Source organism: Paraburkholderia sp. GAS82, assembly GCF_050436285.1.
Classification (GTDB): domain Bacteria; phylum Pseudomonadota; class Gammaproteobacteria; order Burkholderiales; family Burkholderiaceae; genus Paraburkholderia; species Paraburkholderia phenazinium_B.
The window spans coordinates 154314-181116 of the sequence record NZ_JBNDLX010000001.1 but is presented as its reverse complement, the minus strand read 5'-3'; the positions used below and the strand labels follow the sequence as shown (position 1 = coordinate 181116).

Sequence of the window (26803 nt, the reverse complement as noted above, 5' to 3'; positions counted from 1 at the left end):
CAAGAACACGGACAAGCGCCACGCAGGCAAAAAAACCGAAAAATCAATTCCTCCGAGCCAAATCAACCACCAGCCCACCATCCTTCCCCATCCGGACAACCCCTTGGGCAACACCCCGCCGATACCCATAAAGATCAAACCGCATAGCGCCAGGCACCGAACTATCCCGAATCAAGGTCCGGCCATTCGTGACCAACGAATCAAACATCTTGATGTCGCCAGACTGAATCCACACAAAACTCCCGCCAGCCCCAGCAGGCGGCCTCGCCACCACCGCCCCGCTCTCGCGCTGAAACTTCAACACTAAACCCTCATCCGTCACAGTCGCGCTCGCCAGATGTCCCTGCAACACCGGCGGCGGAAACACCGTGTACTGATCGAATACCAGTTCGTTGCCCTGTAACGCCACTCCCTTGCGCACAAACGGTGTCAACGAGGCTAACGGAATATCCAGCGCCCGCAACAACCCCGCCTGCGGCACTCCTAGCACCTTGACGGACGTCGGTGCATACACCAGATGCCGTTCATCCCGCGCGACAATCGTCCCGCTCATCGTCGTAGGCAACCATGCGCCCGGGAAGTGATTCCATAATTTGATGCCGCCTGTAACCTGCAGCGCCCCGTTCTCCGGTGTCAACTTCAGATCGTTCAGCGAACGTGGTTCGTAATCCAGCAGGTAATCGTTGAACAGCGCCGCCATGGCAGGCCACGGCTCCACCACCTCCCCACCTATGATGTGAATGTCATACTGCTGCGGGTCGTCCAGATCAACTGGCTGTCCTGGCTTCTTCGGCACCATCTGCGCGTCGAGAGAACGCACGTGAAAACCGATTCGTCCCGAGGCGAAGAAATCTACGTTCTCCATATGAATCAGGGGTGCCGGTCCCGATGAGTGCCGCTCGTCCGTAATCGCCGAGCCCGGCGTGAGCGCGTTCGCGCCGGAAAACGCGGCACGGGTTCCGACCGGGATCGCTCGCGCCTGCGCAGCAGTGCGCAAATCGGGTGGCACGCTCTGCCATTGCAGTCGCGCAACCGCAAGCGATGCCTGTTGGGCGCGGATAAAGCTGTCGTTAAAGCGTGCGCTTGCGCTACCGGTCTCTTGTGGGACGTCGTGCGAGGCGCCCGCCAGTGTGTCGAATGAGGGCAGATGCACGTCCAGCGCGCCGGCCTCGTCGAAAGTGAAGTAGCCCGCCGCCATCTGCTCGCGGTAGTGGTACAAGTCGAGTACAAACGGCGCTTTGGCATCGACCGGTGTCAGCGCCATGTCGATGTTCATTGGCATCGAACGCATGAACTTGACGTCGCCCCCCTCCACCAGCATGCCGCGTGGCGGCATCGTCGCGGGCCACGCAATACCGTGCAACGTGTGATCGTCAAGCGTGAAGTGCACGCCCGCCGACGACGTGTCGATCTGCGTGATCGTCATGTGCAGTGCTGGAGGCGGCGTGAGTTTTTCGACCTGCATGACCACGTCGTCCCCTTGCAGACGCGCAATCGGTGTATCCACTTTCAGCAGGTCGGCCATCTTCACATGTGCTGCCTGCATCAGCTTGTCCGCGCCCACGCCGGCGACTTCGACGTGGTCTGCACGGAACACGAGCTCGTCGGCGTTGCGCATAGAGAGTGTGCCGCTGAGAACGATCGGCACCCAGCTGTCGCGATGCATTTCGCCCGTGATGCGCAATGAGCCGCCGTCCTGCGGCACGACGTGCATATTGCGCAGAGGCGAGCCCTGGTACTGGAACAGATAGCGGTTGAAAATCGCCGTGAGCTTGCTGCTGTCGAGTGTGACGTCGCCTCGGTGGACGTCGATCGTCACGCTGGTCGGATCGTCGAACACAATCGGCGCACCGGCATGCGTCGGCGTAAGCGTGGCCGCCATGCTGTGGATCATGAAACCGATATCGCCGGTCACACGAAAATCCACATCGCGAGCGAACATCATCGAACCGTCGATGCCGGAGTCACGTAGCGTCAATGGACGAACACGCTGTTCGGTCATGCCACTAGCCGTTGGCAGGCGGTCGGCAATACGCTGCTCGTCGGCAAGCTGGCGTTGCTTGGCGATTTCCAGCGCGGGACGCGTGGAGGATGCGCCGCCGGGCGCCTGCGCAGACGCAGTGTTCTCTGAAGCGTGCGTCGCCGAGGTATCTGTAGAACTGGCATCTGCGCACGCTGAGACAGCCAACGCCATCGTGACCAATACGGCGCCCGGAGCCACGCGCGCGCACCAGGCTGGCTGAGCGCGTTGCAGGTACGTGGGTCGGGCCTTGATATACCGGGTCCTCTGTCGGCGAGCGTGAGTCGGAGCCGCCAAGATCCGCACGCCTCGTGCGGCCACCGCAATCGCCATAGCGAGCCACCTAAGCGTGCGCGCGGCGACGCGCGTCGACATGAGTCCGTTCGGTTGCACGCCGGTCTTTGCCTCTGCATTTCTCACGATGTCCCCTCCCTCCTGCGACTGCTGCACGTGATAGTGGGCGCAGTACAGGTTTGTCTATGGCAGCGGCCGGGGCGGCCTAAAAACACCAATCGCCCCGCTTGCCCGTATTACCTGATTGTCTGTATTTGTCCTCGTATTGCCGACAAGATTTCTGGAGGACGCTCACCAAACGATCAAGCGTTTGAATCGCCAACCCATCTCCGCGCCAAGCCTTATGAGCGCTGGCGCAGAGAGATTTTTGAAATCCGGATTCAAACAGGGAGGATTACCCGTCGATAGACAAAACGGGCGTAAAGACACGTTGCGTTGCGCAACAGAAGCAGAAAAGGCTAGGCAGTCACGACCACAAGCGGCTCGAGCGCCGCACGCAGCGCTGCAGGCAGCTCGACCGGCCGCCGCGTCGCACGATCTACATAGACGTGCACAAAGTGACCTTGCGCAGCAGCCTGTGCATCACCTTCCTTGAACAGACCCACCTCGTAACGCACGCTCGTCGAGCCGAGACGGATCACCCGCAGGCCGGCTTCGACACGCTCCGGAAACACCAGCGGCGCGAAGTAGTTGCACTGCGTTTCGACCACCAGGCCAATGGTCTCGCCGTGCTCGACATCGAGCACACCAGCGCGAATCAGATACTCATTCACCACCGTGTCGAAATAGCTGTAATAGACGACATTGTTCACATGGCCGTAGACATCGTTGTCCATCCAGCGAGTCGTGATCGGCAAGAAGTGACGGAAAGCGGCACGGGCGGCGGGAACAGGTTTGTTCATCGTAAGCAGTACGCAGATGATTGTTGGAGAAGGAAGTCTCGCGAACGCGAGCGAGCGTTTGCTGCTATTGTCCGGGCCGCTCGACGAACTCGAACGGCAGACCGCGACGACGCATCCACTCGCCGAGCGCCTGGCCGGTGCCCGCGCGCCACGGCCGCAACCTGGCCGGTTCGACGAGCCGGTATTCGAGCAATTCGGGCGACAACGCGATCGTGCCGTATGCTCGCACGTGATAGGCGATGATCAGTTCGTTCTTGCGCATGAATTCGTAGACGCCGACCAGTTCGACCGTCTCGGCCTGCAGCGACGTCTCTTCGCGGACTTCGCGCGCAATGCCCTCCTCCGGTGTTTCGCCGTTTTCCAGAAAACCGGTGATCAGCGCGAACATCCCTTCAGGCCACGCGGCATTACGCGCGAGCAGGATCTTGCCTTCGTACTCCACGATAGCGGCCACCACGGGCAGCGGATTGTTCCAGTGCACGTAGCCGCATGTTTCGTCGGGGCAAACCTGGCGCGCACGGCCGCCCTCGTGCTCGGCGTCGGTGCGCTCGACGAGAGGCGTAGCGCAGCGGGGACAGAATCGGTAGTCGCTCATGGTGGGAAATCGTCTCTGGATATGTCGGAATGGTATTGGGTTGTGCTGATTCAGCGCACACATCGCCGATGGTCAAGCCGCTCATCTCGCGGCGCAACCACACAGCTGTTATTTTGATTTCTCGCGGCATTCTTCGGGCGCTCACGCAGCGCAGAGTTCGCGCACCTGGGCCGCAAAGCGCTCGACGGTGTCGGGTTGGGTATCCCAAGCGCACATCAGCCGGCAGCCACCCGCGCCGATGAATTCGTAGAACTTCCAGCCGTGCGAGCGCATCGCCTTCGCGACCTGCGCGGGCAACTGCGCGAACACCGCGTTCGATTCAGTCGGGAACATGATGCTCACGCCAGGAATCTCGGCGAGGCGGGTTTCCAGCAATTTCGCCATCGCGTTCGCGTGGCGCGCATTACGCAACCACACGTCGCCGTCGAGCAGGCCCAGCCAGGGCGCGGAGATGAAGCGCATCTTCGAGGCGAGTTGTCCGGCTTGTTTGAGGCGATACGCGAAATCGTCAGCGAGCGCGCGGTCGAAGAACACCACCACCTCGCCGACCGGCAAGCCGTTCTTCGTGCCGCCGAAGCACAGCACGTCGACGCCCGCGCGCCACGTGATCTCGGAGGGATGCACGTCGAGCGCGGCCACTGCGTTGGCGAAGCGCGCGCCGTCCATATGAACCTTCAGGTGACGACGCTTGGCAATCGCGGCGATCGCGCGCACTTCTTCGACGCTATAGACGGTGCCCACTTCGGTGGATTGCGTGAGCGTCACGACCTTCGGCTTCGGATAGTGGATATCCGCACGACGTGTCACGACGGCTTCGATTGCATCGGGCGTCAGCTTGCCGCCAACTCCCGGCGCGGTCAGCAGTTTCGAGCCGTTCGAGAAGAATTCCGGGCCGCCGCACTCGTCGGTTTCGATATGCGCCAGTTCATGGCAGATCACCGAGTGATACGACTGACACAGCGAAGCGAGCGCGAGCGAATTGGCCGCGGTGCCGTTGAAGACGAAAAACGCTTCGCAGTCGGTCTGGAACAGATCGCGCAAGCGGTCACAGACCTGCTGGGTCCAGGAGTCGTCACCGTACGCGGGTTCGTGGCCGCTATTGTTGGCGGCGATCAGCGCATTGAGCGCTTCGGGACAGATACCCGCGTAGTTATCGGAGGCGAAATGTTGCATGGCTGGCGACGCGCCCGGCGACGGACGCTGGAGAGATGACCGGAAAGCGGTCATTTTAGTGCGCCAGCCAGTAAATTGTTTTTCGCCAGTCAGATTACGGGATGCTTTAGCGAGGCGGTGGCGGTGGCTGTTTCGGCTACGCCCGCTGCGGCCCGTTCGGTCGGTTTGAGCTGTTCGGCCGGTAAGCCACCCACATCAGCCCGAGCGCGCCGAGCAGCAGAGCGCCGGCCGCCAGCCATAACGCAAGGGAGAATGACCCGGTATGGACGGCGATCGGTGCCGCCACCAGCGGCCCGATGATCTGTCCGACGCCGTAGGCCGCAGTCGCGTAGCCCATCAGGCCGGCCGCGTGATCGCCACGCAGGCGGCGCGCCTCGCGCATCGCAAACAGGGTGATGGCGGTGAACGGCAGCCCGATCAACATGCTACCGAGCCCGAAGCCGCCGGCCGTCGGCCAGACAATGCCGAGGGCCACGCCCGCCGCCTGCAGGACGTAACAGGCGGCCAGTAGGGTCCGGTTGTCCCAGTGGTGCGGCAGACGCGCGGCGCCCAGTGCGCCCGCGATCAGCGCGAGGCCGAACATCGGCCAGAACAGATCAGGCCAGGCGGAGCCGGGCAGCGCATGACGGGCGATCACCGGCAGAAAAGTCGCCGTGATGATGTAACCGAAGCCCGGCACGCCGTACAGCACGACTAGCCAGAAGGCGTCGGCACGATGTGGGGGATTCGTCGAGGAGGTCTTTGCAGAGGCTGTGGGCGAAGTCGAATGGGTTGGGCGACTAGCGTCGTTTCCGCCATTGCCGGCTGCAGATACCGCGGCGCCAGGCCCGGTGGGGATGGCGACAAACACCCGCCAGACCAGCGCGGACAGCACCGCTGCCGCGATCCCAAATCCCAGCCAACCCACCGTGGCCCCGAGGCGTCCGGCGGCGCTCACGAACAACCCGGTCGCAATGATTCCAAACCCGGGCCCCGTGTAGATCACTCCGCCCCACCCATGTGCGCCCAGTTCGGCGAGCCGCCGCAATCCCCATTGCGACGCGAACACAAAGGTCCACGCGCTGACCGCGCCGGCGGCGAAGCGCACGATTGCCCAGACCCAGAAGTGGCTAGTCAGGCCCATCGCCAAGGTCAGCAGCACGGTCAAGGCGAGCCCCACGCGCACCATCCGCGCGGGTTCGACGCGCAGCGCCGCGCAGGCGAGCGCACCGGCAAAGTAGCCGGCGTAATTGCACGACGCAAGCCAGCCACCGTGACGGATATCGAGTCCGCCGCCATGCAGCATCAGCGGCAAGAGCGGCGTAAAGGCAAAGCGGCCAATACCGAGCGCCACCGCCAACACGACCATGCAGGCGATTGCGGCCTCGCGGGCCGGGTGAGGTCCGGTCGACGCGGCGAGTGGGCGAGTTGAGGCGAGATTGTCCATGTGGCTGACTTCGAAAGGGGTCAAACGCGGCCAGATTGCGGGGCCGGGCGCAGCAAATGCGATGCACCAGCGCCTTGAACCCATCATAGCTTGACGCTTCAATCACAAAAAATGAATAATATAGATACCAATGATCTCTTGGAGAGAACCATGGATCTGGCCGCACTGACCATTTTTCGCGCCGTAGTGCGCGAGAACGGCGTCACGCGCGCTGCCGCGAAGCTCAACCGGGTGCAGTCGAACGTGACCACCCGCATCAAGCAACTCGAAGAGCAGCTCGGCACCGAACTGTTCATCCGCGACGGCCGCAGGCTGGTGCTGACGCCCGCCGGTGAAACCCTGCTGCCCTATGCCGAACGACTGCTGGCACTCGCCGACGAGGCACGCCAGGCGTTGCGCGAAGACCACCCGAGCGGCCGGCTGCGGCTGGGCACCATGGAAAGCGCGGCGGCAAGCCGCCTGCCGGAGCTGCTCGCGCAATATCACCAGCGCTGGCCGGAGGTCGGCCTTGAACTGGAAACTGGGACGAGCGGTCGATTGATCGAGCGGGTGCGGGCTTTCGAAGTGGACGCCGCGTTGATCGCCACCCCGCTCGCCCCCGGCTGGGATGGCGAGTTATTCGAATCCGTGCCGGTGTTTCGCGAAGAACTGGTGATGCTGACGCCGCGCGGCCATCGGCCGATTCGCGAGGGACGCGACATCGCGCTGTCGACGCTGATTGCATTCGAGCGCGGCTGTGCGTATCGCAGCTACGTCGAGAAGTGGTACATGGAGCATGGCATCCGCCCGGCGCGGGTGCTGGAGCTCGGTTCCTATCATGCGATCGTCGCGTGTGTAGCGGCGGGCGCGGGCGTGGCTGTCGCGCCGCGCTCGGTGCTCGACCTGCAGCACGATATGAACAACATCGCGGTTCATTCGCTCGACGACCTGGGCATCGTTGATACGCTGCTCGTCTGGCGGCGCGGGCATTTCTCGTCTGCGCTCAAAGCGCTGCGCGAGACCCTGCTGGCCAGCAGCAATCTGGCGGAGCCTGTGGGTGAGCAAGTCGCGGTAGGGTTGCCGACGGCGGCCTGACCGCTGGAGCGATGGTCGGGTTGCAACGCCTGGTGTCGTGGCTACGACTACGTCCACCGCACCGCGCCCACTCCGTCACCGCACCGAAAACAAAAGAGCCGCGAGTTTTTACGCTCGCGGCTCTTTTGTTTCGGAGCTCCAGCCACACAAACGGGCGCTCCCGCCGGCTTGCTCCGGATGGCTTATAACAGCGCTTACAACTGGGCTTCCACCCAGCCCTTCACGCCGGCCAACGCTGCCGGCAGATTCGCCGGCTCGGTACCGCCCGCCTGCGCCATATCGGGACGGCCACCGCCTTTGCCGCCCACCTGCTGCGCCACGAAGTTGACGAGCTCACCGGCCTTGACCTTCTTGCTCGCGTCCGCTGTCACGCCAGCGATCAGGCTGACCTTGCCGCCTTCCACCGAAGCCAGCACGATAGCCGCGCTCTTCAGCTTGTCCTTCAGCTTGTCGACCGTTTCGCGCAGCGTCTTGACGTCCGCACCGTCGAGCGTCGCGGCCAGCACGTGCACGCCCGCGACTTCAATTGCCTGGCTAACCAGTTCGTCGCCCTGGCTCGAAGCCATCTTCGACTTGAGCGCGCCGAGCTCCTTCTCCAGCGCCTTCACCTGGTCCTGCACCTGAACGATCCGTTGCGTGAGCTCCGCAGGCTGCGCCTTCAGCGCAGCTGCGGCCGAATTGACGCGAGCGTCGAGTTCCTGCACGTAGCGCACCGCATTGTCGCCGGTGATCGCTTCCACGCGACGGATACCAGCCGCAACGCCACCTTCCATCACGATCTTGAAGAAGCCGATATCCCCAGTGCGTTGCACGTGCGTCCCGCCGCACAGCTCGCGCGAGAAGCCAAGGTCGAGCACACGCACTTCGTCGCCGTACTTCTCGCCGAACAGCGCCATGGCGCCGCCCTTCACGGCTTCGTCGAACGGCATCACGCGCACGATACCCGGCGCATTCGCCAGCACTTCGGCATTGACGATGGCTTCGACCTGACGGATCTGTTCGTCCGTCATCGGCGCGTTGTGCGCGAAGTCGAAGCGGGTCTTGTCGGCGTCGACGAGTGAACCCTTCTGTTGCACGTGCGTACCCAGTACTTCGCGCAGCGCCTTGTGCATCAGGTGGGTGGCCGAGTGGTTGCGCTCGGTGCGTGCGCGCCGCACTGCGTCGATTTCCGCCTTCACGACGTCGCCAACCTTCAGCGTGCCCTGCTCGAGCGTGCCGTGATGGCCGACCACATCGGCTTGCACCTTCAGCGTGTCCACCACCGCGAATCGCACGCTCGCGTTGGCCAGCACGCCTGCGTCGCCGACCTGGCCGCCCGATTCCGCGTAGAACGGCGTGTGGTCCAGCACGACCACCGCCTGCTGGCCCTGAGTCGCTTCCTTGACCGATGCGCCATCCACGTAAAGCGCGATCACCTTCGCGTCGTCGAAGACGATTTCTTCGTAGCCGTGGAACGTGGTTTTCGCGCCCGAATACTCGAGGCCCTGGGCCATCTTGAACTTGCCGGCCGCGCGAGCCTGGTCGCGCTGGCGCGCCATGGCTTCGTCGAACGCGGCTTCATCTACCGTCACCTCACGTTCGCGGCATACGTCTGCCGTCAGGTCGAGCGGGAAGCCGTAGGTGTCGTGCAGCTTGAATGCGAGTTCGCCGTCGAGTGTCTTGCCACCCTTTGCGTCCAGATCGGCCAGTGCGCTTTCGAGAATCGACATGCCGTGCTCGATGGTCTCGAAGAAGCGCTCTTCCTCCTGACGCAGCACGTCGGTCACGCGTTGTTCTGCGTCCTTCAGTTCCGGGTAAGCCTCGCCCATCTGCGCGACCAGATCCGGCACCAGACGATTGAAGAACGAACCCTTCTTGCCCAGCTTGTAGCCGTGACGGATCGCGCGGCGCACGATACGGCGCAGCACGTAGCCGCGGCCTTCGTTGCCCGGAATCACGCCGTCGACGATCAGGAACGAACACGCGCGGATGTGATCGGCGATCACCTTCAGCGAGTTGTTCGTGAGATCGGCCACACCGGTTTCGCGGCCCGCTGCCTTGATGAGCGCCTGGAACAGGTCGATCTCGTAGTTGCTGTGCACGTGCTGCAGGACGGCTGCGATCCGCTCGAGACCCATGCCGGTGTCGACGCACTGCTTGGGCAGCGGCGTCAGCGTGCCTTGCGCGTCACGGCTGAACTGCATGAACACGAGATTCCAGATCTCGATGTAGCGGTCGCCGTCTTCCTCGGGCGATCCCGGAGGGCCGCCCCACACTTCCGGGCCGTGGTCATAGAAGATTTCCGAGCACGGGCCGCAGGGACCGACATCGGCCATCTGCCAGAAATTGTCCGACGCGTAGCGCGCGCCCTTATTGTCGCCAATGCGGATGATCCGCTCGGTCGGCACGCCCACTTCCTTCGCCCAGATGTCATAGGCCTCGTCGTCTTCCTGATAGACGGTGACCCAGAGCTTGTCTTTGGGCAGCTGGTACACGCCTGTCAGCAGTTCCCACGCGTAGTGGATTGCGTCGCGCTTGAAGTAGTCGCCAAACGAGAAGTTGCCGAGCATCTCGAAGAACGTGTGGTGGCGGGCCGTGTAGCCGACGTTTTCGAGGTCGTTGTGCTTGCCGCCCGCGCGCACGCTGCGCTGCGCCGTTGTAGCGCGCGAGTACGGACGCGATTCCGCGCCGAGGAACACGTCTTTGAACTGCACCATCCCCGAATTGGTGAAGAGCAGCGTGGGGTCGTTGCCGGGCACAAGGCTCGACGAGCGAACGATCGTATGGCCCTTCGATTCGAAGAACTTGAGGAATTTCTCGCGGATTTCGGCGGCTTTCATAGCGTACTGGGGACGGTCCTGACTGGATCTGGCGACATCCGGGACAGACACCTGGAATGCGCCAACCGATTGTTGCTTAAACGACTGATTATACGGGATCGGCGCCCTTGCGAGGCGGCGCAGCGCCGCCAGAGCGCAGGATTAGCCGTTCGGCCAGGTTTTGGCAGCGGGCGCCAGGTTTCGGCGCGTGTCGTTCGACCTATGCCATTCGGCCGAATGGGCGTGAGCGCGGGAATCGCTTAAGATTCCGGACATCGACGCTGCAATGCCATTGCATCGACACCAAGGCGCGCCACTGCGGGCGCATCGGCCTCGCAGCCTGGCCAACCGCAACAATTTTGCATGGGACCGGAGCAAGCGCTGAAGCGCCAACCCCGGCCGACACTGGAGACATCGACACAATATGGGCGCTCTCAGTCATATCCGCGTGCTGGACCTCACTCGCGTGCTCGCCGGCCCGTGGTGCGCGCAAACGCTCGCCGACTTCGGCGCGGACGTCATCAAGATCGAACGCCCGGAGGTCGGCGACGACACCCGCCACTGGGGGCCCCCATACCTCAAAACGCCGGACGGCGCCGATACTCACGAGGCCGCCTACTACCTCGCGGCGAATCGCAACAAGCGCTCGGTGACCGTGGATATCGCCACCCCCGAAGGGCAGCGCATCATTCGCGAACTGGCCGCGCAGAGCGACGTGGTGATGGAAAACTACAAGGTCGGCCAGTTGCAGAAATACGGCCTCGACTACGCGTCGCTGAAGGAAATCAAGCCGGACCTCATCTACTGCTCCGTGACCGGCTTCGGTCAAACCGGTCCGTACGCGCAACGGGCAGGCTATGACTTCATCGTGCAGGGTATCGGCGGTTTCATGAGCATCACCGGCGAGCGCGACGGCTTGCCGGGCGGCGGTCCGCAAAAGGCCGGCGTGGCGATCGCCGATCTGATGACCGGCATGTATTCGACCGTTGCCGTGCTGACCGCACTCACGCATCGCGACCGCACGGGCGAAGGCCAGTACATCGACATGGCGCTGCTCGACGTACAGGTTGCGATGCTGGCGAACATGAACTCGAATTTCCTCGCGAGCGGTCAGCCGCCGGCACGCTGGGGCAACGCGCATCCGAACATTGTGCCCTACCAGACCTTCCAGACGAGCGACGGCTGGATCATCGTCGCGGTCGGCAACGACGGGCAGTTTCGCAAATTCGTCGAAGCCGGTGGCCGCGCGGAGTTGGCCGACGACGAGCGCTTCGCCACCAACCCTGCGCGCGTGCGCAATCGCGATACGCTGGTGCCGATCCTCGCGGAGATGGTCCGCACACTCGGCAAGCAGCAATGGATTGCGGCGCTCGAGGCGGCCGGCGTTCCATGCGGTCCGATCAACGATCTGGCCGAGGTGTTCGAGAACGAGCAGGTGGTGGCGCGCGGCATGCGGGTCGATCTGCCGCATCCGTCCGGCGGCAACGTGAAGCTGGTGCGCAATCCGATCAACATGAGCAGCACGCCACCGCAGGCGCTGACACACCCGCCCACGCTCGGTGAGCATACCGAGACTGTCCTGCGCGACGTGCTGGGCTATGACGAGGACCGGATTGCAGCGTTGCGCGCGCAAGCGGTGATCTGAGAGCCGGGCGGCGCACGGGGCGCACGGGCCGGCCCCAGCCGCGAGCCCTACTGGAATACCCCGCCTACGCCTGCACCGCGCGGGTCGGCCGCCGGTTGTGGGGTCGTGCCTTCGACGCGAATCAACTGCACATCGCCGTTGAACGACTGCCCGCTGAGCGTATAGCCCTTGGCCTTTAGCTGGTCAGCCAGTTCGCCAGTAATGGGATGATACGGCTCCCAGTAGATGGTCTTTTGCGGCAGCAATTGATGATGGAAGCGCATCGCGGCCTGCGCATCGGCCGGCGACATGCCGAAGTCGTAAATATCCGTCATCACCTGGAAAATCGTCGTGAAGATCCGCGAGCCGCCCGGTGTGCCGATCACGAGCGCCACCTTGCCATCCTTCAAAAGGATGGTGGGCGTCATCGACGACAGGGGCCGACGGCCAGCCGCGATCGTGTTCGGACCGTCGGCAACCGTAGCAGGCCGCTCCGTGACCGCCGTCTCGGTCCCGCTCCCGGCCGTCGGATCGCTAGCGGATGCCGGTATGCTCGCGCTCGCCGCCGACGGCGCACTAGCGGTAGCTGGCGACGCGGCGCTCGCCGACACGCCAGCGGGCCTGGTGATGAAGTCGTCCATCTGATCGTTGAGCAGGAAACCGCCGCCATCCACCACCACGCCAGAACCGAACGAGCCGTTCAGCGTATAGGTGTTCGAGACCGCGTTGCCCCATTTGTCCACCACCGAGAAGTGCGTCGTCTGCGGCTTTTCTAACGTCCCGCCAGCAAGACCCGGTTTCACGGGCGCCGCGCCCGGCACCTCATCGGCGCTCACTTCGCCAGCACGGTGCGCAAGATAAGCATCGTCAAGCAGCTTGTCGACCGGTACTGGCGTCGCATCGGGATCGTCCATGTATTGCTCGCGGTCGGCAAACACCCGGTCCTCGATCTGTGCGATCAGGTGGATATACGGCGCCGAATTCAGCGCAAGGCCGTCGAAGTTCTGCTTCAGATCGGCCTTCATCTTGAGCATCTGGATCAGCCCGACACCGCCCGAGCTGGGCGGCGGCGCGGTGACAATCTGATACCCGTTCCAGTCGGCACGGAGCGGTTCGCGCCAGACCGCCTTGTACTGCTGCAGATCCTGTTTGCCGAGAAGGCCATGGCCAAGCATCTGCTTCACCACCAGATCGGCCGTCTGACCTTCATAGAATTCGCGCCCGCCGTCACTGGCAATCCGCGAAAGCGTCTGGGCCAGTTCGGGCTGCTGAAAATTGACGCCCGCCTTCAGGTTGGCGAAATAGGCGTCGAAATCGGTCTTGCCAGCAAACGCCGGCGCGGCGTCGGCGCGACTTTTCGCTAGCCGCGAGTCGACCTTGAAGCCGTCCGTTGCATAGCGGATCGCCGGTGCCAGCACCTGTTTCCACTTCAGCTTGCCGAAGCGCCGCTGCGCCTCCCACAAGCCATCAACCGTGCCCGGCACGGCCACCGCGCGAAAGCCCACCGTGCTCATGCCTGCAACCGGATGGCCCTTGTCGTCGAGGTACATATCGCGCGTCGCCCGCTGCGGCGCCCGTTCAAGATAATCGAGGAAATACGGTTTGCCGCCGACGTACAGCGTCATGAATCCACCGCCGCCAAGACCGCCAGCGTCGGGATCGGTCACGGCCAAAGTGAACGCAATCGCAACCGCAGCGTCCACGGCATTTCCACCCTGCGCAAAAATCTGCTGCGCAGTGCTGGCGCTGTACTGATCGGGAACCGCTGCAGCCGAACCGTCCAGAACCGGCTTCGGTTCCGCACTTTTCGCCAGCGTCGGCGTGGCCGTCACCAGCGCCGCCACGCAGCCTGCGCCCAGCACCGCTGCGCCCGCGAGCCGTTTCAGCCCGACGTAAAAGGCCTTGTTCATCATGAATTCCTTTCAGACAAGTTTCATATCCTGCAAGGCGGCCAGTCCGGCGCCGCGACGGTCGCATCCTAAGGTCGCCGTTCACGCGGAAACAAAGCGATTTACCTCCTGTTACACCGTGCAACCGCGCGCAAAAAGCCCTGAAACGTTGGCTGGAAGCCGCACTCAGCCGCATGCGGTCTGTCGGAAGGGAAGCTGTCAGGTAGAATTGACAGATAAGTGAGCGCATTGCGCGCCCTCGACCGACTTTCTCCTCTTCGCATGAATACTGAACGCAACGACGCGCCGGCGGCATCCAATTTCATTCGCAACACCATTGACGAAGACAACCGCTCCGGCAAGTGGGGCCAGCGCGTGGAAACGCGTTTCCCGCCGGAACCGAATGGCTATCTGCACATCGGCCACGCCAAAAGCATCTGCCTGAACTTCGGCGTAGCGCGCAGCTACGGCGGCATTTGCCATCTGCGTTTTGACGACACCAATCCGGAAAAGGAAAGTGTCGAGTACGTCGAATCGATCATCGACGCCGTGAAATGGCTCGGTTTCGAGTGGAAGAAAGACGGCAACGAACACCTCTACTACGCAAGCGACTACTACGACAAACTCTACGAGTTTGCCGAGCTGCTGATCCAGCGCGGCAAGGCCTATGTGGATAGTCAGTCGGCCGAAGAAATGCGCCTGAGCCGCGGCTCGGCCACCGAAGTGGGCACGCCCTCGCCGTTCCGCGAACGTTCGGTGGAGGAGAACCTCGATCTGTTCCGCCGCATGAAGGCCGGCGAGTTCAAGGAAGGCGAACACGTGCTGCGCGCGAAGATCGACATGGCGTCGCCGAACTTCAACATGCGCGACCCGGTCATCTACCGGATCCGCTTTGCCCACCACTACCGCACCGGCGACAAGTGGTGCGTGTATCCGATGTACGACTACACGCATTGCATCTCGGACGCGCTGGAAAACATCACGCATTCGCTGTGCACGCTGGAGTTCGAAGACCACCGGCCGCTGTACGACTGGATTCTGAACGAGCTCGCCGAAGCCGGCATCTTCAACCGCCCGCTGCCGCAACAGATCGAATTCTCGCGCCTGAACCTGACGTATGCGATCACCAGCAAGCGCAAGCTGCTGCAACTCGTCACCGAAGGTCACGTGGACGGCTGGGACGATCCGCGCATGCCCACCATAGTCGGCGTACGCCGCCGCGGCTTCACGCCGGAGGCGATCCAGTTGTTCTGCGAACGCATCGGCGTGACGAAGGTCGATTCGTGGATCGACATGAGCGTGTTCGAAGGCGCACTACGCGACGACCTCGACGACAAGGCACCGCGCACGGCCGCCGTGCTCGACCCGGTCAAACTGATCATCGACAACTACCCCGAAGATCTCACCGAAGAGTGCAATGCGCCGGTACACCCGCATCATCCTGAACACGGCACGCGCGTGTTCCCGATCTCGCGCGAACTGTGGATCGAGCGTGACGATTACAACGAAACGCCGCCAAAGGGTTACTTCCGTCTGTTCCCCGGTAACAAGGTGCGTCTGCGTTACGGCTATGTGATCGAATGCACGGGCGCGGACAAGGATGAGAACGGCAACGTGACCGCGGTCCACTGCAACTACTTCCCCGACAGCAAGTCCGGCACCGAAGGCGCGAACACCTACAAGGTCAAAGGCAACATTCACTGGGTCAGCGCCGTGGGTGCCTGCCCGGCCGAAGTGCGCATCTACGATCGTCTGTTCAAGGAACCGCAGCCGGACGCAGGCGGCCGCGATTACCTCGAAGCGCTTAATCCGGATTCGAAGCGGGTGGTCAACGCCTACCTGGAGCCGGGTGCGCGTGACGCGCTGCCCGAACAGCGGTATCAGTTCGAACGGCATGGCTACTTCGTCGCCGACCGCCTCGATTCGAAACCGGGCAAGCCAGTATTCAATCGCATCGTGAGTCTGCGAGACAGTTGGGGCAAGCCAGCGTAAGCTAGACCAATTGAGCCGGGTCAACTGGGGTGACGGTGCCCACACCGCTCCGGGAGGAACGATGATGTTTGCAGCCTGCCATCCGTCCCACATGCGCGCCGCGCTGGTCGCGCTTGCTACGGCATGGCTCGCGTGCTCCGCGCAGGCGCAGGAACTCACCGGTACGCTCAGGAAAGTTCACGACGACGGGGTCGTCCTGCTCGGCGTGCGCGAAGCCTCGATCCCCTTCTCCTATTTCGACGGCCAGACCACGGTGGGCTACTCGCAGAGCATCGCGATGGCGATCGTCGAGCAGATCAAGAAAACACTCGGCCTGCCCGATCTCAAGATACGCGAAGTTGCGGTGACCTCGTCGAATCGCATCCCGATGCTGCAAAACAGCCAGATCGACCTCGAATGCGGTTCGACCACGCACACGCATGAACGCGAGAGCGAAGCGGCCTTCTCCGACAGTTTTTTCCAGTACGCGGTGCGCATGCTCGTGAAGCGCAGCAGCGGCATCACCGATTTCCCGGATCTGGCCGGCAAACCGGTGGTAACGACCGCGGGGACGTCCGACGAACGGCTCGTGCGCGAGTTGAACGCCGAGAAGCATCTCAACATGCGCATCACCAGCGCGCGAGATCATTCGGACGCGTTTGTCGCGCTCAAACAGGATCGGGCCGTGGCCTTTGTGATGGACGAACCGATCGTGTACGGCTTCAAGGCGACTGACGCGCATCCTGACGACTTCCTGGTGACAGGTACGCCGCTCGGCTATGAGGTCTATGCGTGCATGTTCCGCAAAGGCGATGCGCCGATGCGGGAACTGGTCAACGGTGTGGTCGAACGGATGCAGACATCGGGCGAGGCGGAGCATCTCTACAACGTGTGGTTCACACAGCCGATTCCGCCTCACGGGATCAATCTCAATTTTCCGATGTCGGCGGCGATGCGTGCCTTGTTCGCGCATCCGAACGATCGCGCGCTCGACTGAGCGCTCCTCGCATCACAGCGTGTGATGCAGTTCGGCCAGCGAAAGCGTGGTCTGAAACAGCCGCGTCAGACTGCGGCTCGCATACCGTTCCACTTCGTCCGGCGCGGCCCAGCGGTATGCATCCATTTCGGGAATCAGTTTGCCGTCCGAGCGGCGCGGAAACATCGACGTGCAAACGCAGCGCGTGAGGTCAAGCTCATCGTCATGAGCACGCGCGGCGAACAGATGCAGATCCTTGTCACGCCGGTAGACGAAGAGGCCGAGATCCTTCAACCGCCCCGCGTCGACCACAAGGGCGGTCTCCTCGACCATCTCGCGCAGCGCCGTGACGTGCGGCGCCTCGCCCTCCTCGCCATGCCCTTTCGGGATATCCCAATGGGATGTTTCGGTGGCGTGTGCGAGCAGCACACGTCCATGCGGATTGAGCAGCACGATGCCGCACGAAACAATGCGCGCACTCATCCTGTGACGCCGCGGCGCAGTTGCGGCGCTCCGCCAACATCGAGCGGCAACGCCGTCATGGCCGCGTTCCAGCCGTCACACATCAAGGCTTCTTCTGGAGTTGCCATGCGCCGCTGCCGGCGCGGCAGAATTGCGGGCGCAGCGTCATCGACTGCCCTTTCGCGTTCAGCACGACGGCTACGTCGCGGCAGGTGCGGTCGCCGTCCTTGGCGGTGCTCTGCGGCGTGATGGTCGCGTCGATGTGTACGGAGTTGCCCGTGCCATCGTTGACCCACGTAGCGGCTTCGCCATCCTGCTTGCCATCGAGCGCGCTAAACACGGCCGCCTTCACCGAGTCGATGTCGCGCTGCTTCATGTAGCTGATCGGCGTATTGCCAAGGAAGCCTAGATTCGCTGCGTATGCGCCGACGGATGCCGCCAGCAGCAATCCGCCCAACGTGACGTGAAACAGGGCACGGGTTCGCATCGACATTGAGTGTTCTCCTCGAAAGATCCTTCTGGCGGTCACGAAGCGGTTCGTGATCTGGACCTGAAAAGGATAGCATGACGCTCATGTCCGAGTGGGGTCAGCGCGTGTTTTCAGACTCGTCCCATGGTTGCGTTCACGGCGAATTCCTAAGATTCAAGGCTTAGCGCAAATCTTTGCGCGCATCCTACTCTGCCGCTCCCATGGAACTCTCGTTCGCTCTCAAAGCTTTCTCCGTGATCCTGGTGCTCTTCTGCATCGCACTTATGCCGTTCTTCGTTCGGCGTGACCCCGCGCCGGTGCATAGCGTTGTCAGCGCCGAGGCACTGCCCCGGGCGCAATGGCCGGGCGTCATCACTCGCATGGGTGCGGTCACGTTGTTGGCATCGTTCGTGTTGCTGATCGGCGGCTGTTATCTGCTGCTCAATGGCTGATCACCGATTGATCAACCGTTGATCCTCCGCCCTCTCTTCAGCTTCACGGCGCCCCAGATGTGCCGCCTGCATCCTCCCAAACTGTATCTGTCCTCTCCCACTGCGCTCCCCTAGAATGTCGCAGCCCGCCACCATCTGGAGTGCGCATGCTGCAAATACTCGGGAAAGTCACGTCGATCAACGTCCGCAAGGTGCTTTGGACCTGTGCGGAGTTGCAATTGCCTTTCGAACAGGAAGACTGGGGAGCCGGCTTCAGGTCCACCGAAACGGCCGAGTTTCAGGCGCTCAACCCCAATTCAATGGTGCCGGTCATCAAGGACGACAGCTTTGTGCTGTGGGAATCGAATACGATCATTCGCTACCTGGCCTCGCGCTATGGCGGCGCGCAACTCTATCCCGCTGAACCGCAAGCGCGGGCGCGCGTCGACCAATGGATCGACTGGCAAAGTGCTGAGCTAAACCGGGCATGGAGTTATGCTTTCCTGGCGCTGGTCAGAAAGTCGCCCGCGCATCAAGACGCAGAAGCGATCGAAGCGTCGTCGCATAATTGGACGAGACATATCGGCATCGTGAGCCGGCAGTTGGAAGCGACGGGAGCGTTCATCGCCGGACGCGATTTTTCGCTCGCGGATATCCCGATTGGTCTCTCACTAAACCGCTGGTTCAGCACCCCGCTCGATCATCCGGATTTTCCTGCCGTGACCGACTATTTCGAGCGGCTGAGCGAGCGACCCGGTTTCCTGACCTACTGCAAAAACGGTACGCCGTAGGCTCGGCGAGCGAATTAATCCAATCCATCGATCAGTCCACCGACAACTCCAGCACCTGCTCCGTCGCAGCTTCGTGCGGCGCAGTTTCCTGCGCGCTCACAAGCCACCAGCACAACACCGCTGCGCCCAGCGCAACGAGACTGGCAGCCAGCAGCACGCCTTCGTAGCCGAAGCCCAAACTATGCTGTGCAACGGATGCCGCCCCGCCCTGCGCATGAATGAGCGCCGTGGCCGACGCGAGATTGCCGTCTGCAATCGCATGCGTGATCGCCAGCCGGTCGGATGCAGCGACGTCAGGCAACGCTTCGCCGACGCTTGCGCCGATCCGCGCAAACAGAATGGCGCCCAGCGCCGCGAAGCCAACCACGATGCCGCTAAAGCGCATCGTCCCGGAAACGCCTGAGGCCATCCCCGCGCGCTCAACAGGAATGACGGTCATGCCCACTTTGGCGATCTGTCCGTTCAGAATACCCGCCCCCATTGACGCGATCAGCATGCTTTCGAAGATCGCCGGATAGTGAAAGAGCGTGATTCTGAGTGCCGTGAGCAGGAGACCAACACCCACACAAGCGAGGCCGATCACGAGCAGCGTACGTCCGGACAGGCGATGGTCCAGATACAGCGCAACCAGGCGCGGGACGACAAACAACGGCACAGCAAGCGGCAGCATCAATAGCCCGGCGATCAGCGGCGCGTAGCCGAGCGCGCTCTGAAAGAAAAACGGCAGATACGTGAGCATCGTCAGAAAAGCGACGGCATAGGAGACGCCCGCAATGTTCGCTCCAAGATACGTGCGGCGCGCGAGATACTTCAGATCGACCATGGGCCTGGTTTGCACCGACTCCACCATCAGAAAGGCAATCAGCATCGCGACGGCAACACCCAGTTCGACGAGGACCGGCCTGCTTAGCCATCCTGCACGATTGCCCGAGATCAGCGCCAGCGTAAGCAGCCCCAGAAATCCGCTAAACGTCAGAACACCAGCCGTGTCGACGCGCATGGCATGCGGGTCTTTCGACTCCGTCACCGCATACAGCGTCAACGCGATCATCGCGATGCCAACCGGCAGGTTCACGTAGAAGGCCCACTGCCAGCCAAAGTATTGCGTGATCAGGCCGCCCGCCACCGGGCCGAGCATGATGGCCACGCCAATCACCGAACCCCAGAATGCAAACGCGCTGGCGCGCTCCTTGCCCTGAAAACTATGCGACAGGATCGCCAGTGCGGCGCTCAACTGGAGCGCCGCACCAACACCCTGCAAGGCGCGGGCGTAGTTGAGCAGCGTCGTCGAATTCGCGGCGCCGCAAATGCCCGAAGCAACCGTAAAGACGGTAAGCCCGATCACCAGCATCCGCTTACGACCGAAGCGATCGGCGAGCGCCCCAGCCGGCATGACCAGCGTGGCAAAAGCAAGGGTGTAGGCGCTGATCACCCACTCGATAGCCGTGAAATCCGCATGCAATGACCGTGCTATCGAAGACAGCGAGACCGCAACGATGTTGGAGTCCAAGTTGATCATGAACGACGGCACAGATACGCACAGCAAGACCAGCAACCTGTTTTGCATTTCGACCACCTATGGGATGCATCGCGGTTTCTGCGGCTCGCCGTCTGAAGTTCAGCATCGGCGCAAAGCGCGCAACTGTTTACGAAATTGAATGGAACACCGTCGTCATACGCTCCGAAAAATCCGGCGACGCGATCAGATCGAGGGTTGACCGGAGTTGCGCTGCACCGTCCTTGCCGAAGGCATCATCGAAGCTGAGCTGAACTTTCTTCCAGATTGCCCGCGCCTCTTCCAGTTTGATGCGGCCGTCTTTAGTCAGATGAACGCGGCGGCTGCGGCGGTCTAGTTCGTCTACCACCAGTTCCACCAGACCATCCCGGATCAACGGTTTTAGCGTGTGGCCCAGCGCCGACAGGTCCATCACGAGATGCTCGGCCAGCACACGCATGGTGGGCGTGCCGACGCGATCGATCTGCACCAGCAGCGAGTACTGCGTTGCGCGAAGGCCGCATGCCTCGAAGGCATCGTCGTAGATTTGCCCCATGCGCCGTGCCGCCCGGCGGATCGCCGCGTTGATGCAGACGCTCGGGCTCTTGTGACGTTGTTCAGACGTACGCGGATGAGGTTTCATGGCACGCTCAAATTACAGGTATATGCCACCATTGTAACGCAAAAACCCGAACTGACCACCTCAAAGCACACTTGACGCGACAACACACAAGGTGGCCCCATCACCTGAAGCTGCCCCTCGGGCGTGTGGATTGCTATGCTCCGCAGTTGTATCCTCAAATCCCTGAGGAAGCCGTTACGCTTCCCGTCAACCCGAATGTCGCCAAAATGAAGATTTCGTTGCCGCCCCCCGGACGGCCAAACCGCGTGTACCCGCCGGGCTCGCCCAGCCTGCACGGCCTCGCGTCGGTGATTACCGGTGTTGTGGTGGTATGCGGGCTGTATTTCGGCCGCGCAGTTCTGATTCCGATCACGCTCTCAGTGCTGCTCAGCTTTCTGCTGGCCCCGCTGGTGGCGTCGCTGCGGCGTCTGCACATGGGTCAGTTGCCGTCGATCTTCATCGCGGTGTTCTTCGCGCTGGCCATCGTGCTCGGTGCGGGTGCGCTGATCACATCGCAGATCGTCCAGTTGGCCGCCGACCTGCCGCAGTACCAGGTGGCCATCGAGCAAAAGATCGAGACGGTGCAGGAGAAGACCGTCGGCCGCGCCGATGTCCTGCTCGGCAGGGCTGCGCTAACGCTGCAACGGGTCGCGCCGTCGCGCCCCGCGGCGCCGCGCGGCTATGGCAAAGCGAGCCGCAACGCGCCTCAGGCACCCATGCCCGTCGAGGTGCACGAGCCCGCGCTCACGCCGATGCAACTGGCCCAACGGGCGTTTTCGCCAGCTATCGCGCCACTCGAGACCACCTTCATCGTGCTGGTGGTCACCATCTTTATCCTGCTGCAGCGCGAGGATCTGCGCGACCGTCTGATCAGCCTGTTCGGCTCGCGCGACCTGCACCGCACCACCACCGCGATCAACGACGCGGCGAGCCGCCTGAGCCGCTACTTCGTTGCGCAACTGGGCCTGAATCTCAGCGTGGGGGGCGTGCTCGCTGTCGGTCTCGCGGGCATCGGTGTGCCGGGTGCGCTGCTGTTCGGAGTCGTCGCCGCGCTGCTGCGCTTCGTGCCGTATATCGGCATCTGGATTGCCGCGTTGCTGGCGGTGTGTCTTGCTGCCGCCATTCAGCCGCAATGGACCATGGCCGTGTGGACCCTGGTGCTGTTCGTGGTGGTCGATCTGGTGGCCGGTCAGGTGGCGGAGCCGTATCTGTATGGACGACGCTCCGGCCTCTCGCCGCTCGCAGTCGTAGTGGCCGCGATCTTCTGGAGCTGGCTGTGGGGGCCCGTGGGTCTCGTGCTATCGACGCCGCTCACGTTGTGCCTCGTCACGCTGGGGCGCTATGCGGACCGGCTCAACTTCCTGACGATCCTGCTCGGCGACCAGCCGGCCCTGACGCCGGCGCAGACTTTCTATCAACGGCTGCTGGCGGACGATCCGCACGAGGCCATCGTGCAGGCAGACCGGTTGCTCGGTGAGATGTCGGTAGTCGATTACTACGATCAGGTCGCGCTCGAAGGGCTGAGACTTGCACGCAACGATGCGCTACGCGGCGTGCTGACGGCGGAGCAACTGGTGCGCTTTAACGAAGCGGTGGTCGACATCATCGAGAACCTCGAAACGGTCGAAGGTCTGCCAGACGGGATCCCGACGCCTGACGTCGCCGATGACGCCGCGCATGCTCACGGCCGCACCGAACCGCACTATGGCAGCGGCGGTCCGGAAGGCGCGGACGCGCTGGGTACTGTGGACGGCGCCGTGGTGCTGTGTATCTCGGGACGCGGCGCGTTCGACGAAGTGGCCGCGGCAATTGCCGTGCAACTGCTGGGACGGCAAAACATCACCACGATCGCCACGACCTATGAGCAATTCCGCGGGGCGCGCGGCGAAGTGCGAAGCCCGCAGGAAGGTGACGCTGCGACCATCATCTGCATCGTTTCGCTCGACGCGGCCGAGTCGCCGCCGTATTTGCGCAACCTGCTGCGCCGTATACGCAATCAACCCGTGCCGGCTACGGTGATTGTCGGTCTCGGCGGGTTATCGGAGAACGATCCGGATACCACTGCAGCCGCCAACGCGCGCAATGCGAACACGTTCCGCGATCTGATCGAGGAATGCCGGGCGGCGGCGCTGGCGACGGATCGTCAGGAACACGCTCAGGGGGCCGCCTAAGGTGTGTGCTTGCGGCCATGAACAATGAACGACGACCGGCTGGCGGAAACGGAGGCCAAACCGCGCGCGAGCGGGCCATCGGTACAATACGGCCCATGCCTCCATCCGACCTGCTCGCCTCGTCATGCAGCATCTGAAATACCTGAGCGCCTACCCGGCCGCACTACAGGACAAGGTTCGCCGGTTGATCGCGGAAGAGAAACTGGCCGCCTACCTCGCCGACAAATATCCAAGCAGGCATCCGGTGCAAACCGACCGCGCGCTCTACGAGTACGTCGCGGAACTCAAGCGTGAATTCGTGCGCAACGGGCCGCCCATCGACAAGGTCCTCTACGACAGCAAGCTCGATGTTCTGCGGCACGCTTTGGGACTGCACACGACCATCTCACGGGTTCAAGGCGGCAAGCTCAAAGCAAAGAAAGAGATCCGCATTGCGTCGCTCTTCAAGGATAGCGCGCCCGAGTTCCTGCAGATGATCGTCGTGCACGAACTTGCGCATCTGAAGGAAAGCGACCACAACAAGGCGTTTTACCGGCTTTGCGAGTTCATGCAGCCGGGCTATCACCAGACCGAGTTTGACCTGCGCCTTTATCTGACACATCGCGATATCGTCCGCGAGCGATCCACCTGAGCTTCGTTCTACGAACCTTTTCGCGCAACCACGCCCGGTTCCAATGAGTCCTCGTCGACCGTGCCTTTCAGTACGCCGACGCGTGGCCAACCAGTTGAGCGTGCGACTGCTCGGTCGCCTCATCGGCGGGAAACATGCTTTCGATACGCAACTCCTGCATGGCGACGCTCTGCGGCGTCCCGACCGTGGTGATCATCGAGAAGTAATTGAGCGGCTTACCGTCCTTCAGAAAACTGAGCGGTATCACCGGCATCGCAGGATTGACGGGAACCGCGCTGAGCGCCACAGGCGATTTCCAGTCGGACTTCGTCCCTGGATAGGCCATTAGCGTAGCGAGAAGCGCCTGGGTTTGTTCATCGATCACGCGTCCTACGGACTCACGGTAAACGCGCTGGATCAGACTCTTTGCCACGTCCTCCCATTTGTCGATAAACGGCCGCATGCCGTCCGGATCGAACATCAGGTGCAGAAGGTTGCGCGGCTCTTTGCGTGCGGACATATCGATGAAGCTGTTGAAAAAGCGCGGCGCGGAATCATTGGTCATCACGACATTCCAGTAGCGGTCCATCACGACCGCCGGATACGGTTCGTGCTGGCGCAACATGCGTTGAATCGCATTCTTCACGCTCTGCGTTTCGAGTGCGTTCAGCGGATCGTCCGGATATACCGGCGCGTAGCCTGCGGCCAGCAGCAACGTGTTGCGCTCGCGCAGCGGAACGTCCAGCGCCTGTGCGATATTCATCAGCATCTGCCGGCTGGGGACGCTGCGCCCGACTTCGATGAAGCTGATGTGACGTTGCGACACGCCGGAGTCGAGCGACAGATCCAGTTGGCTTTTGTCGCGCACGGCGCGCCATCGGCGCAAGAGCGCACCCAGTTCGGTTCCGGGCGGTCCTGGATGGACTTCTGTGGAGTTCATGTGGCACACCGTCGCGTAGATGTCGAACGGTCTACTATGACAGCCGGCATCGCCAACAACAAGGCGTCGAGCGTCACGACTCCGTACGCAGTGGCAACATCAAAGCCCTTCTCTGTGCCGTCCGTCCACGCGCTGCGCCAGCGGGTGAAATGACCCCGCCGGCGCACGCCTCGCAAACCAACTAATGCAGGTTGCAGAATGCGCCGGTCTGGACGTCGATCCATAGCATCTGTCCATCCGTCTTGTGGCTGTACACCAGTGCGCGAGATTCGCGCTGGCTGCGCAAAAACCCCAGCACCGCATGAAGCGTGTGCTTGCCGCGGTAACGCAAAGAGCGCGTGGTGTCCCCGCTGCCGATGACAATCACGATCGGGTTGATACGCACCTTTTGTGCGATCAGATCAGGCGTTGCTGCAGACATATGAGCCTCCGTGTGTGGGGTGACACACGGGATAACGTCGACAGCGCTGCGAGCTTGAGCCTGGGGAAGGGGCGGTAAGGAAAAGGGCTTTGAGAGGCGTGTGAAGCGCGCCGCTTTGGCGACGCTTGTTGCCTGGGTGGCCCCCCCACGAGGAATCGAACCTCGATTTCAGGTTTAGAAGACCCGTGTTCTATCCGTTGAACTATGGGGAGGCGAAACTGGAATTTTAACCGCGCGGCAAGCACCACCGGCACGCAGGGGGCGGATTATAACCGATGCTGCCGCGCAGCCCACCGCAGCTGCTGCGGCAAGCATCTGTTCAGTCCCAGCATAGCCGTCAGATCGACTGCGCGCTCAAACCGGCTGCGTATGCAGCATGAACCAGCCCAGACAGACGATGCCCGCAATCACGCAGTACACGCCGAAGCTCGCCAAACGACCGCGTCCTTCGAAATAACGCATCAGGAAGCGCACGCTCAGATACGCGGCAATCGCGGTCAGCACGCCACCGAGCAGCGCATCGCCAAGCTGGCCTGGCGCACGAAACAGCTTCGGCAGTTCGAGCACGCCAGCGGCAAAAATGATCGGCGTGCCAAGCAGGAAAGAAAATTCCGCCGCCTTCTCCGCCGTCAGACCGGCGGCGTTGCCGGCAATCATCGTCAGACCGCTGCGCGAAAAACCCGGGATCAGCGCGCCGATCTGCGCCAGCCCAACAAAGAACGCCTGGCGGAATGTCAGCTTCTCCGGCGCCTGATGCGCGCGAGCACGTTGCAGACGGTCGCCGAACCACAACAGCACGCCGTTGACGATCAGCGCGATCGCCACGATGCGCAAGTCGTGGAACAGCAGCTCGAGGCGCTTTTCCAGCACCAGCCCGACGATGCCCGCCGGAATCGTGCCGATGATCAGCGCCCACATCATGTGGCCGTCATCGTTGCGGCGGCCGCCGAGCGACGCGAAAAAGCCGCTGACCAGCGCGACCCAGCGCTTGCGGAAGTACCACAGCAACGCGAGCGCAGTGCCAAGGTGCAGCGCAACGAGGAACGGCAGCAACTGCGGCGCATGCTCGTCAATGTGCATGCCGAACAGCGCGGGCACGAGCAGGGTATGACCGAGGCTGCTGACGGGGAAGAGTTCTGTGACGCCCTGCAGCACGCTCAGAAAAATCAGAAACGACAAGCTCACGCGGCGGTCCTTTTAGTGAGTGAAGAATCAAGGAGCAGCACGCCGGCCTGGTGGAACCGACGCCTGGAAGCGCACCGATTATGCCTGGCCGCTATGTCAGCGCCAAGCGTTTGAGCGACGTTAGGGGAAATTTTGATGCATTGCGTCACAACTCGAAACGGTTGTTACGCCTCTGCAAGCCATCTGGCGCGCATGTGCTGCGAACCTGGGCAAGATGACCAACGGGATTGATCCGCGTCGCAGCGGGCGGCGCGGCAGCAAGCGGGACGCGAACGTTCAGCGATCGAGCTTGTAGAAGAAGTAGACTGTGCTGGCGGCAAACATGCCGAACAGGGCCACGCCCATTGCCATTGCGAGATCCATGAGGCCTCCGGAAGTCGTGCGGCCCGAAAGGTTAAATGACCGGGCAGTGGGACGGATTATCGTCAAGCTTACCGGTCGTGCGAACCCGTAATTGCCCGGGA

The 26803-nt window shown here is 62.4% G+C and carries 23 protein-coding genes and 1 tRNA gene; 8 read left to right on the top strand and 16 right to left on the bottom strand.

Going from position 1 to position 26803, the window contains the following annotated elements; genetic code table 11:
* Nucleotides 1–43: 43 nt before the first annotated feature.
* The 5 genes from P3T17_RS00895 to P3T17_RS00875 all read right to left on the bottom strand — a co-directional run bounded on the left by P3T17_RS00895 (nt 44) and on the right by P3T17_RS00875 (nt 6410).
* Complete coding sequence (locus P3T17_RS00895; protein WP_429405455.1) at nt 44–2194, bottom strand: hypothetical protein; 2151 nt, start codon at nt 2192–2194, stop codon at nt 44–46.
* 578 nt (nt 2195–2772) lie between these two features.
* Nucleotides 2773–3216, bottom strand: a complete 444-nt coding sequence (locus tag P3T17_RS00890) for an acyl-CoA thioesterase (RefSeq protein ID WP_074263922.1) — start codon at nt 3214–3216, stop codon at nt 2773–2775.
* 64 nt (nt 3217–3280) lie between these two features.
* Entirely contained in the window at nt 3281–3811 is a 531-nt protein-coding gene (locus P3T17_RS00885) for an NUDIX domain-containing protein (protein ID WP_429404123.1), read from the bottom strand.
* A gap of 141 nt (nt 3812–3952) precedes the next feature.
* Nucleotides 3953–4984 (bottom strand): threonine aldolase family protein, encoded by a 1032-nt coding sequence (locus tag P3T17_RS00880; RefSeq protein ID WP_429405453.1) that lies wholly within the window; start codon nt 4982–4984, stop codon nt 3953–3955.
* Between the two features lie 136 nt (nt 4985–5120).
* Nucleotides 5121–6410, bottom strand: a complete 1290-nt coding sequence (locus P3T17_RS00875; RefSeq protein WP_429404122.1) for a YbfB/YjiJ family MFS transporter — start codon at nt 6408–6410, stop codon at nt 5121–5123.
* Between the two features lie 150 nt (nt 6411–6560).
* Between P3T17_RS00875 and P3T17_RS00870 the strand changes: the two genes are divergently transcribed.
* Nucleotides 6561–7484 carry a LysR family transcriptional regulator gene (locus tag P3T17_RS00870; protein ID WP_429404120.1) on the top strand — a complete coding sequence of 308 codons (924 nt, stop codon included), beginning with the start codon at nt 6561–6563 and terminating at the stop codon, nt 7482–7484.
* 194 nt (nt 7485–7678) lie between these two features.
* On the opposite strand, the gene alaS is transcribed toward P3T17_RS00870, so the two are convergent.
* Nucleotides 7679–10303, bottom strand: a complete 2625-nt coding sequence (gene alaS / locus P3T17_RS00865; RefSeq protein WP_429404118.1) for an alanine--tRNA ligase — start codon at nt 10301–10303, stop codon at nt 7679–7681.
* A 403-nt stretch (nt 10304–10706) separates the two neighbouring features.
* Here alaS and P3T17_RS00860 point away from each other — a divergent pair, with 403 nt between their 5' ends.
* On the top strand, nt 10707–11927 hold the full coding sequence (locus P3T17_RS00860; protein ID WP_429404116.1) for a CaiB/BaiF CoA transferase family protein: 1221 nt from the start codon (nt 10707–10709) through the stop codon (nt 11925–11927).
* A gap of 47 nt (nt 11928–11974) precedes the next feature.
* On the opposite strand, the gene ggt is transcribed toward P3T17_RS00860, so the two are convergent.
* The gene (gene ggt / locus P3T17_RS00855; protein ID WP_429404114.1) at nt 11975–13819 is read right to left on the bottom strand and encodes a gamma-glutamyltransferase; all 1845 of its coding nucleotides are present in this window, start codon (nt 13817–13819) and stop codon (nt 11975–11977) included.
* 258 nt (nt 13820–14077) lie between these two features.
* Here ggt and P3T17_RS00850 point away from each other — a divergent pair, with 258 nt between their 5' ends.
* Together P3T17_RS00850 and P3T17_RS00845 are read left to right on the top strand one after the other, a co-directional pair.
* Nucleotides 14078–15787 (top strand): glutamine--tRNA ligase/YqeY domain fusion protein, encoded by a 1710-nt coding sequence (locus P3T17_RS00850; protein ID WP_429288227.1) that lies wholly within the window; start codon nt 14078–14080, stop codon nt 15785–15787.
* A 91-nt stretch (nt 15788–15878) separates the two neighbouring features.
* Nucleotides 15879–16763: a transporter substrate-binding domain-containing protein gene (locus P3T17_RS00845; protein ID WP_429405451.1), complete on the top strand. Its 885-nt coding sequence runs from the start codon at nt 15879–15881 to the stop codon at nt 16761–16763.
* A gap of 12 nt (nt 16764–16775) precedes the next feature.
* Here P3T17_RS00845 and P3T17_RS00840 read toward each other — a convergent pair whose 3' ends face one another.
* Nucleotides 16776–17225, bottom strand: coding sequence for an NUDIX hydrolase (locus P3T17_RS00840; RefSeq protein WP_429404112.1), 450 nt, complete (start codon nt 17223–17225; stop codon nt 16776–16778).
* Between the two features lie 82 nt (nt 17226–17307).
* Nucleotides 17308–17697 (bottom strand): RT0821/Lpp0805 family surface protein, encoded by a 390-nt coding sequence (locus P3T17_RS00835; protein ID WP_074263915.1) that lies wholly within the window; start codon nt 17695–17697, stop codon nt 17308–17310.
* 197 nt (nt 17698–17894) lie between these two features.
* Here P3T17_RS00835 and P3T17_RS00830 point away from each other — a divergent pair, with 197 nt between their 5' ends.
* Together P3T17_RS00830 and P3T17_RS00825 are read left to right on the top strand one after the other, a co-directional pair.
* Nucleotides 17895–18125, top strand: coding sequence for a hypothetical protein (locus P3T17_RS00830; protein WP_074263914.1), 231 nt, complete (start codon nt 17895–17897; stop codon nt 18123–18125).
* Nucleotides 18126–18271: 146 nt separating this feature from the next.
* On the top strand, nt 18272–18895 hold the full coding sequence (locus tag P3T17_RS00825) for a glutathione S-transferase family protein (protein WP_429404110.1): 624 nt from the start codon (nt 18272–18274) through the stop codon (nt 18893–18895).
* 31 nt (nt 18896–18926) lie between these two features.
* On the opposite strand, the gene P3T17_RS00820 is transcribed toward P3T17_RS00825, so the two are convergent.
* Together P3T17_RS00820 and P3T17_RS00815 are read right to left on the bottom strand one after the other, a co-directional pair.
* Nucleotides 18927–20462, bottom strand: a complete 1536-nt coding sequence (locus tag P3T17_RS00820; protein ID WP_429404108.1) for an MFS transporter — start codon at nt 20460–20462, stop codon at nt 18927–18929.
* Between the two features lie 79 nt (nt 20463–20541).
* On the bottom strand, nt 20542–21033 hold the full coding sequence (locus P3T17_RS00815; RefSeq protein ID WP_429404106.1) for a MarR family winged helix-turn-helix transcriptional regulator: 492 nt from the start codon (nt 21031–21033) through the stop codon (nt 20542–20544).
* Nucleotides 21034–21239: 206 nt separating this feature from the next.
* Between P3T17_RS00815 and P3T17_RS00810 the strand changes: the two genes are divergently transcribed.
* Nucleotides 21240–23183 carry an AI-2E family transporter gene (locus P3T17_RS00810; protein ID WP_429404104.1) on the top strand — a complete coding sequence of 648 codons (1944 nt, stop codon included), beginning with the start codon at nt 21240–21242 and terminating at the stop codon, nt 23181–23183.
* A gap of 124 nt (nt 23184–23307) precedes the next feature.
* Nucleotides 23308–23814, top strand: a complete 507-nt coding sequence (locus P3T17_RS00805; protein ID WP_429404102.1) for a YgjP-like metallopeptidase domain-containing protein — start codon at nt 23308–23310, stop codon at nt 23812–23814.
* A 67-nt stretch (nt 23815–23881) separates the two neighbouring features.
* Here P3T17_RS00805 and P3T17_RS00800 read toward each other — a convergent pair whose 3' ends face one another.
* The 5 genes from P3T17_RS00800 to P3T17_RS00780 all read right to left on the bottom strand — a co-directional run bounded on the left by P3T17_RS00800 (nt 23882) and on the right by P3T17_RS00780 (nt 26768).
* On the bottom strand, nt 23882–24733 hold the full coding sequence (locus P3T17_RS00800; protein ID WP_429404100.1) for a helix-turn-helix domain-containing protein: 852 nt from the start codon (nt 24731–24733) through the stop codon (nt 23882–23884).
* 181 nt (nt 24734–24914) lie between these two features.
* Nucleotides 24915–25154 (bottom strand): hypothetical protein, encoded by a 240-nt coding sequence (locus tag P3T17_RS00795; protein ID WP_074263909.1) that lies wholly within the window; start codon nt 25152–25154, stop codon nt 24915–24917.
* Between the two features lie 137 nt (nt 25155–25291).
* Nucleotides 25292–25366, bottom strand: a tRNA-Arg gene (locus tag P3T17_RS00790).
* Between the two features lie 142 nt (nt 25367–25508).
* Nucleotides 25509–26339 (bottom strand): undecaprenyl-diphosphate phosphatase, encoded by an 831-nt coding sequence (locus P3T17_RS00785; RefSeq protein WP_429404098.1) that lies wholly within the window; start codon nt 26337–26339, stop codon nt 25509–25511.
* A gap of 276 nt (nt 26340–26615) precedes the next feature.
* A complete protein-coding gene (locus tag P3T17_RS00780; RefSeq protein ID WP_167379357.1) occupies nt 26616–26768 on the bottom strand; it encodes a hypothetical protein in 153 nt (50 codons plus the stop codon).
* Between the last annotated feature and the right edge of the window lie 35 nt (nt 26769–26803).

Coding starts and splice junctions, on each gene's coding strand:
- alaS (WP_429404118.1), bottom strand. CDS start 10,303: ATGAAAGCCGCCGAAATCCGCGAGAAATTCCTCAAGTTCTTCGAATCG.
- P3T17_RS00820 (WP_429404108.1), bottom strand. CDS start 20,462: ATGCAAAACAGGTTGCTGGTCTTGCTGTGCGTATCTGTGCCGTCGTTC.
- P3T17_RS00875 (WP_429404122.1), bottom strand. CDS start 6,410: ATGGACAATCTCGCCTCAACTCGCCCACTCGCCGCGTCGACCGGACCT.
- P3T17_RS00810 (WP_429404104.1), top strand. CDS start 21,240: ATGAAGATTTCGTTGCCGCCCCCCGGACGGCCAAACCGCGTGTACCCG.
- P3T17_RS00825 (WP_429404110.1), top strand. CDS start 18,272: ATGCTGCAAATACTCGGGAAAGTCACGTCGATCAACGTCCGCAAGGTG.
- P3T17_RS00870 (WP_429404120.1), top strand. CDS start 6,561: ATGGATCTGGCCGCACTGACCATTTTTCGCGCCGTAGTGCGCGAGAAC.
- P3T17_RS00835 (WP_074263915.1), bottom strand. CDS start 17,697: ATGTCGATGCGAACCCGTGCCCTGTTTCACGTCACGTTGGGCGGATTG.
- ggt (WP_429404114.1), bottom strand. CDS start 13,819: ATGATGAACAAGGCCTTTTACGTCGGGCTGAAACGGCTCGCGGGCGCA.
- P3T17_RS00880 (WP_429405453.1), bottom strand. CDS start 4,984: ATGCAACATTTCGCCTCCGATAACTACGCGGGTATCTGTCCCGAAGCG.
- P3T17_RS00885 (WP_429404123.1), bottom strand. CDS start 3,811: ATGAGCGACTACCGATTCTGTCCCCGCTGCGCTACGCCTCTCGTCGAG.
- P3T17_RS00805 (WP_429404102.1), top strand. CDS start 23,308: ATGCAGCATCTGAAATACCTGAGCGCCTACCCGGCCGCACTACAGGAC.
- P3T17_RS00860 (WP_429404116.1), top strand. CDS start 10,707: ATGGGCGCTCTCAGTCATATCCGCGTGCTGGACCTCACTCGCGTGCTC.
- P3T17_RS00890 (WP_074263922.1), bottom strand. CDS start 3,216: ATGAACAAACCTGTTCCCGCCGCCCGTGCCGCTTTCCGTCACTTCTTG.
- P3T17_RS00800 (WP_429404100.1), bottom strand. CDS start 24,733: ATGAACTCCACAGAAGTCCATCCAGGACCGCCCGGAACCGAACTGGGT.
- P3T17_RS00850 (WP_429288227.1), top strand. CDS start 14,078: ATGAATACTGAACGCAACGACGCGCCGGCGGCATCCAATTTCATTCGC.
- P3T17_RS00830 (WP_074263914.1), top strand. CDS start 17,895: ATGGAACTCTCGTTCGCTCTCAAAGCTTTCTCCGTGATCCTGGTGCTC.
- P3T17_RS00815 (WP_429404106.1), bottom strand. CDS start 21,033: ATGAAACCTCATCCGCGTACGTCTGAACAACGTCACAAGAGCCCGAGC.
- P3T17_RS00840 (WP_429404112.1), bottom strand. CDS start 17,225: ATGAGTGCGCGCATTGTTTCGTGCGGCATCGTGCTGCTCAATCCGCAT.
- P3T17_RS00845 (WP_429405451.1), top strand. CDS start 15,879: ATGCGCGCCGCGCTGGTCGCGCTTGCTACGGCATGGCTCGCGTGCTCC.
- P3T17_RS00895 (WP_429405455.1), bottom strand. CDS start 2,194: ATGGCGTTGGCTGTCTCAGCGTGCGCAGATGCCAGTTCTACAGATACC.
- P3T17_RS00795 (WP_074263909.1), bottom strand. CDS start 25,154: ATGTCTGCAGCAACGCCTGATCTGATCGCACAAAAGGTGCGTATCAAC.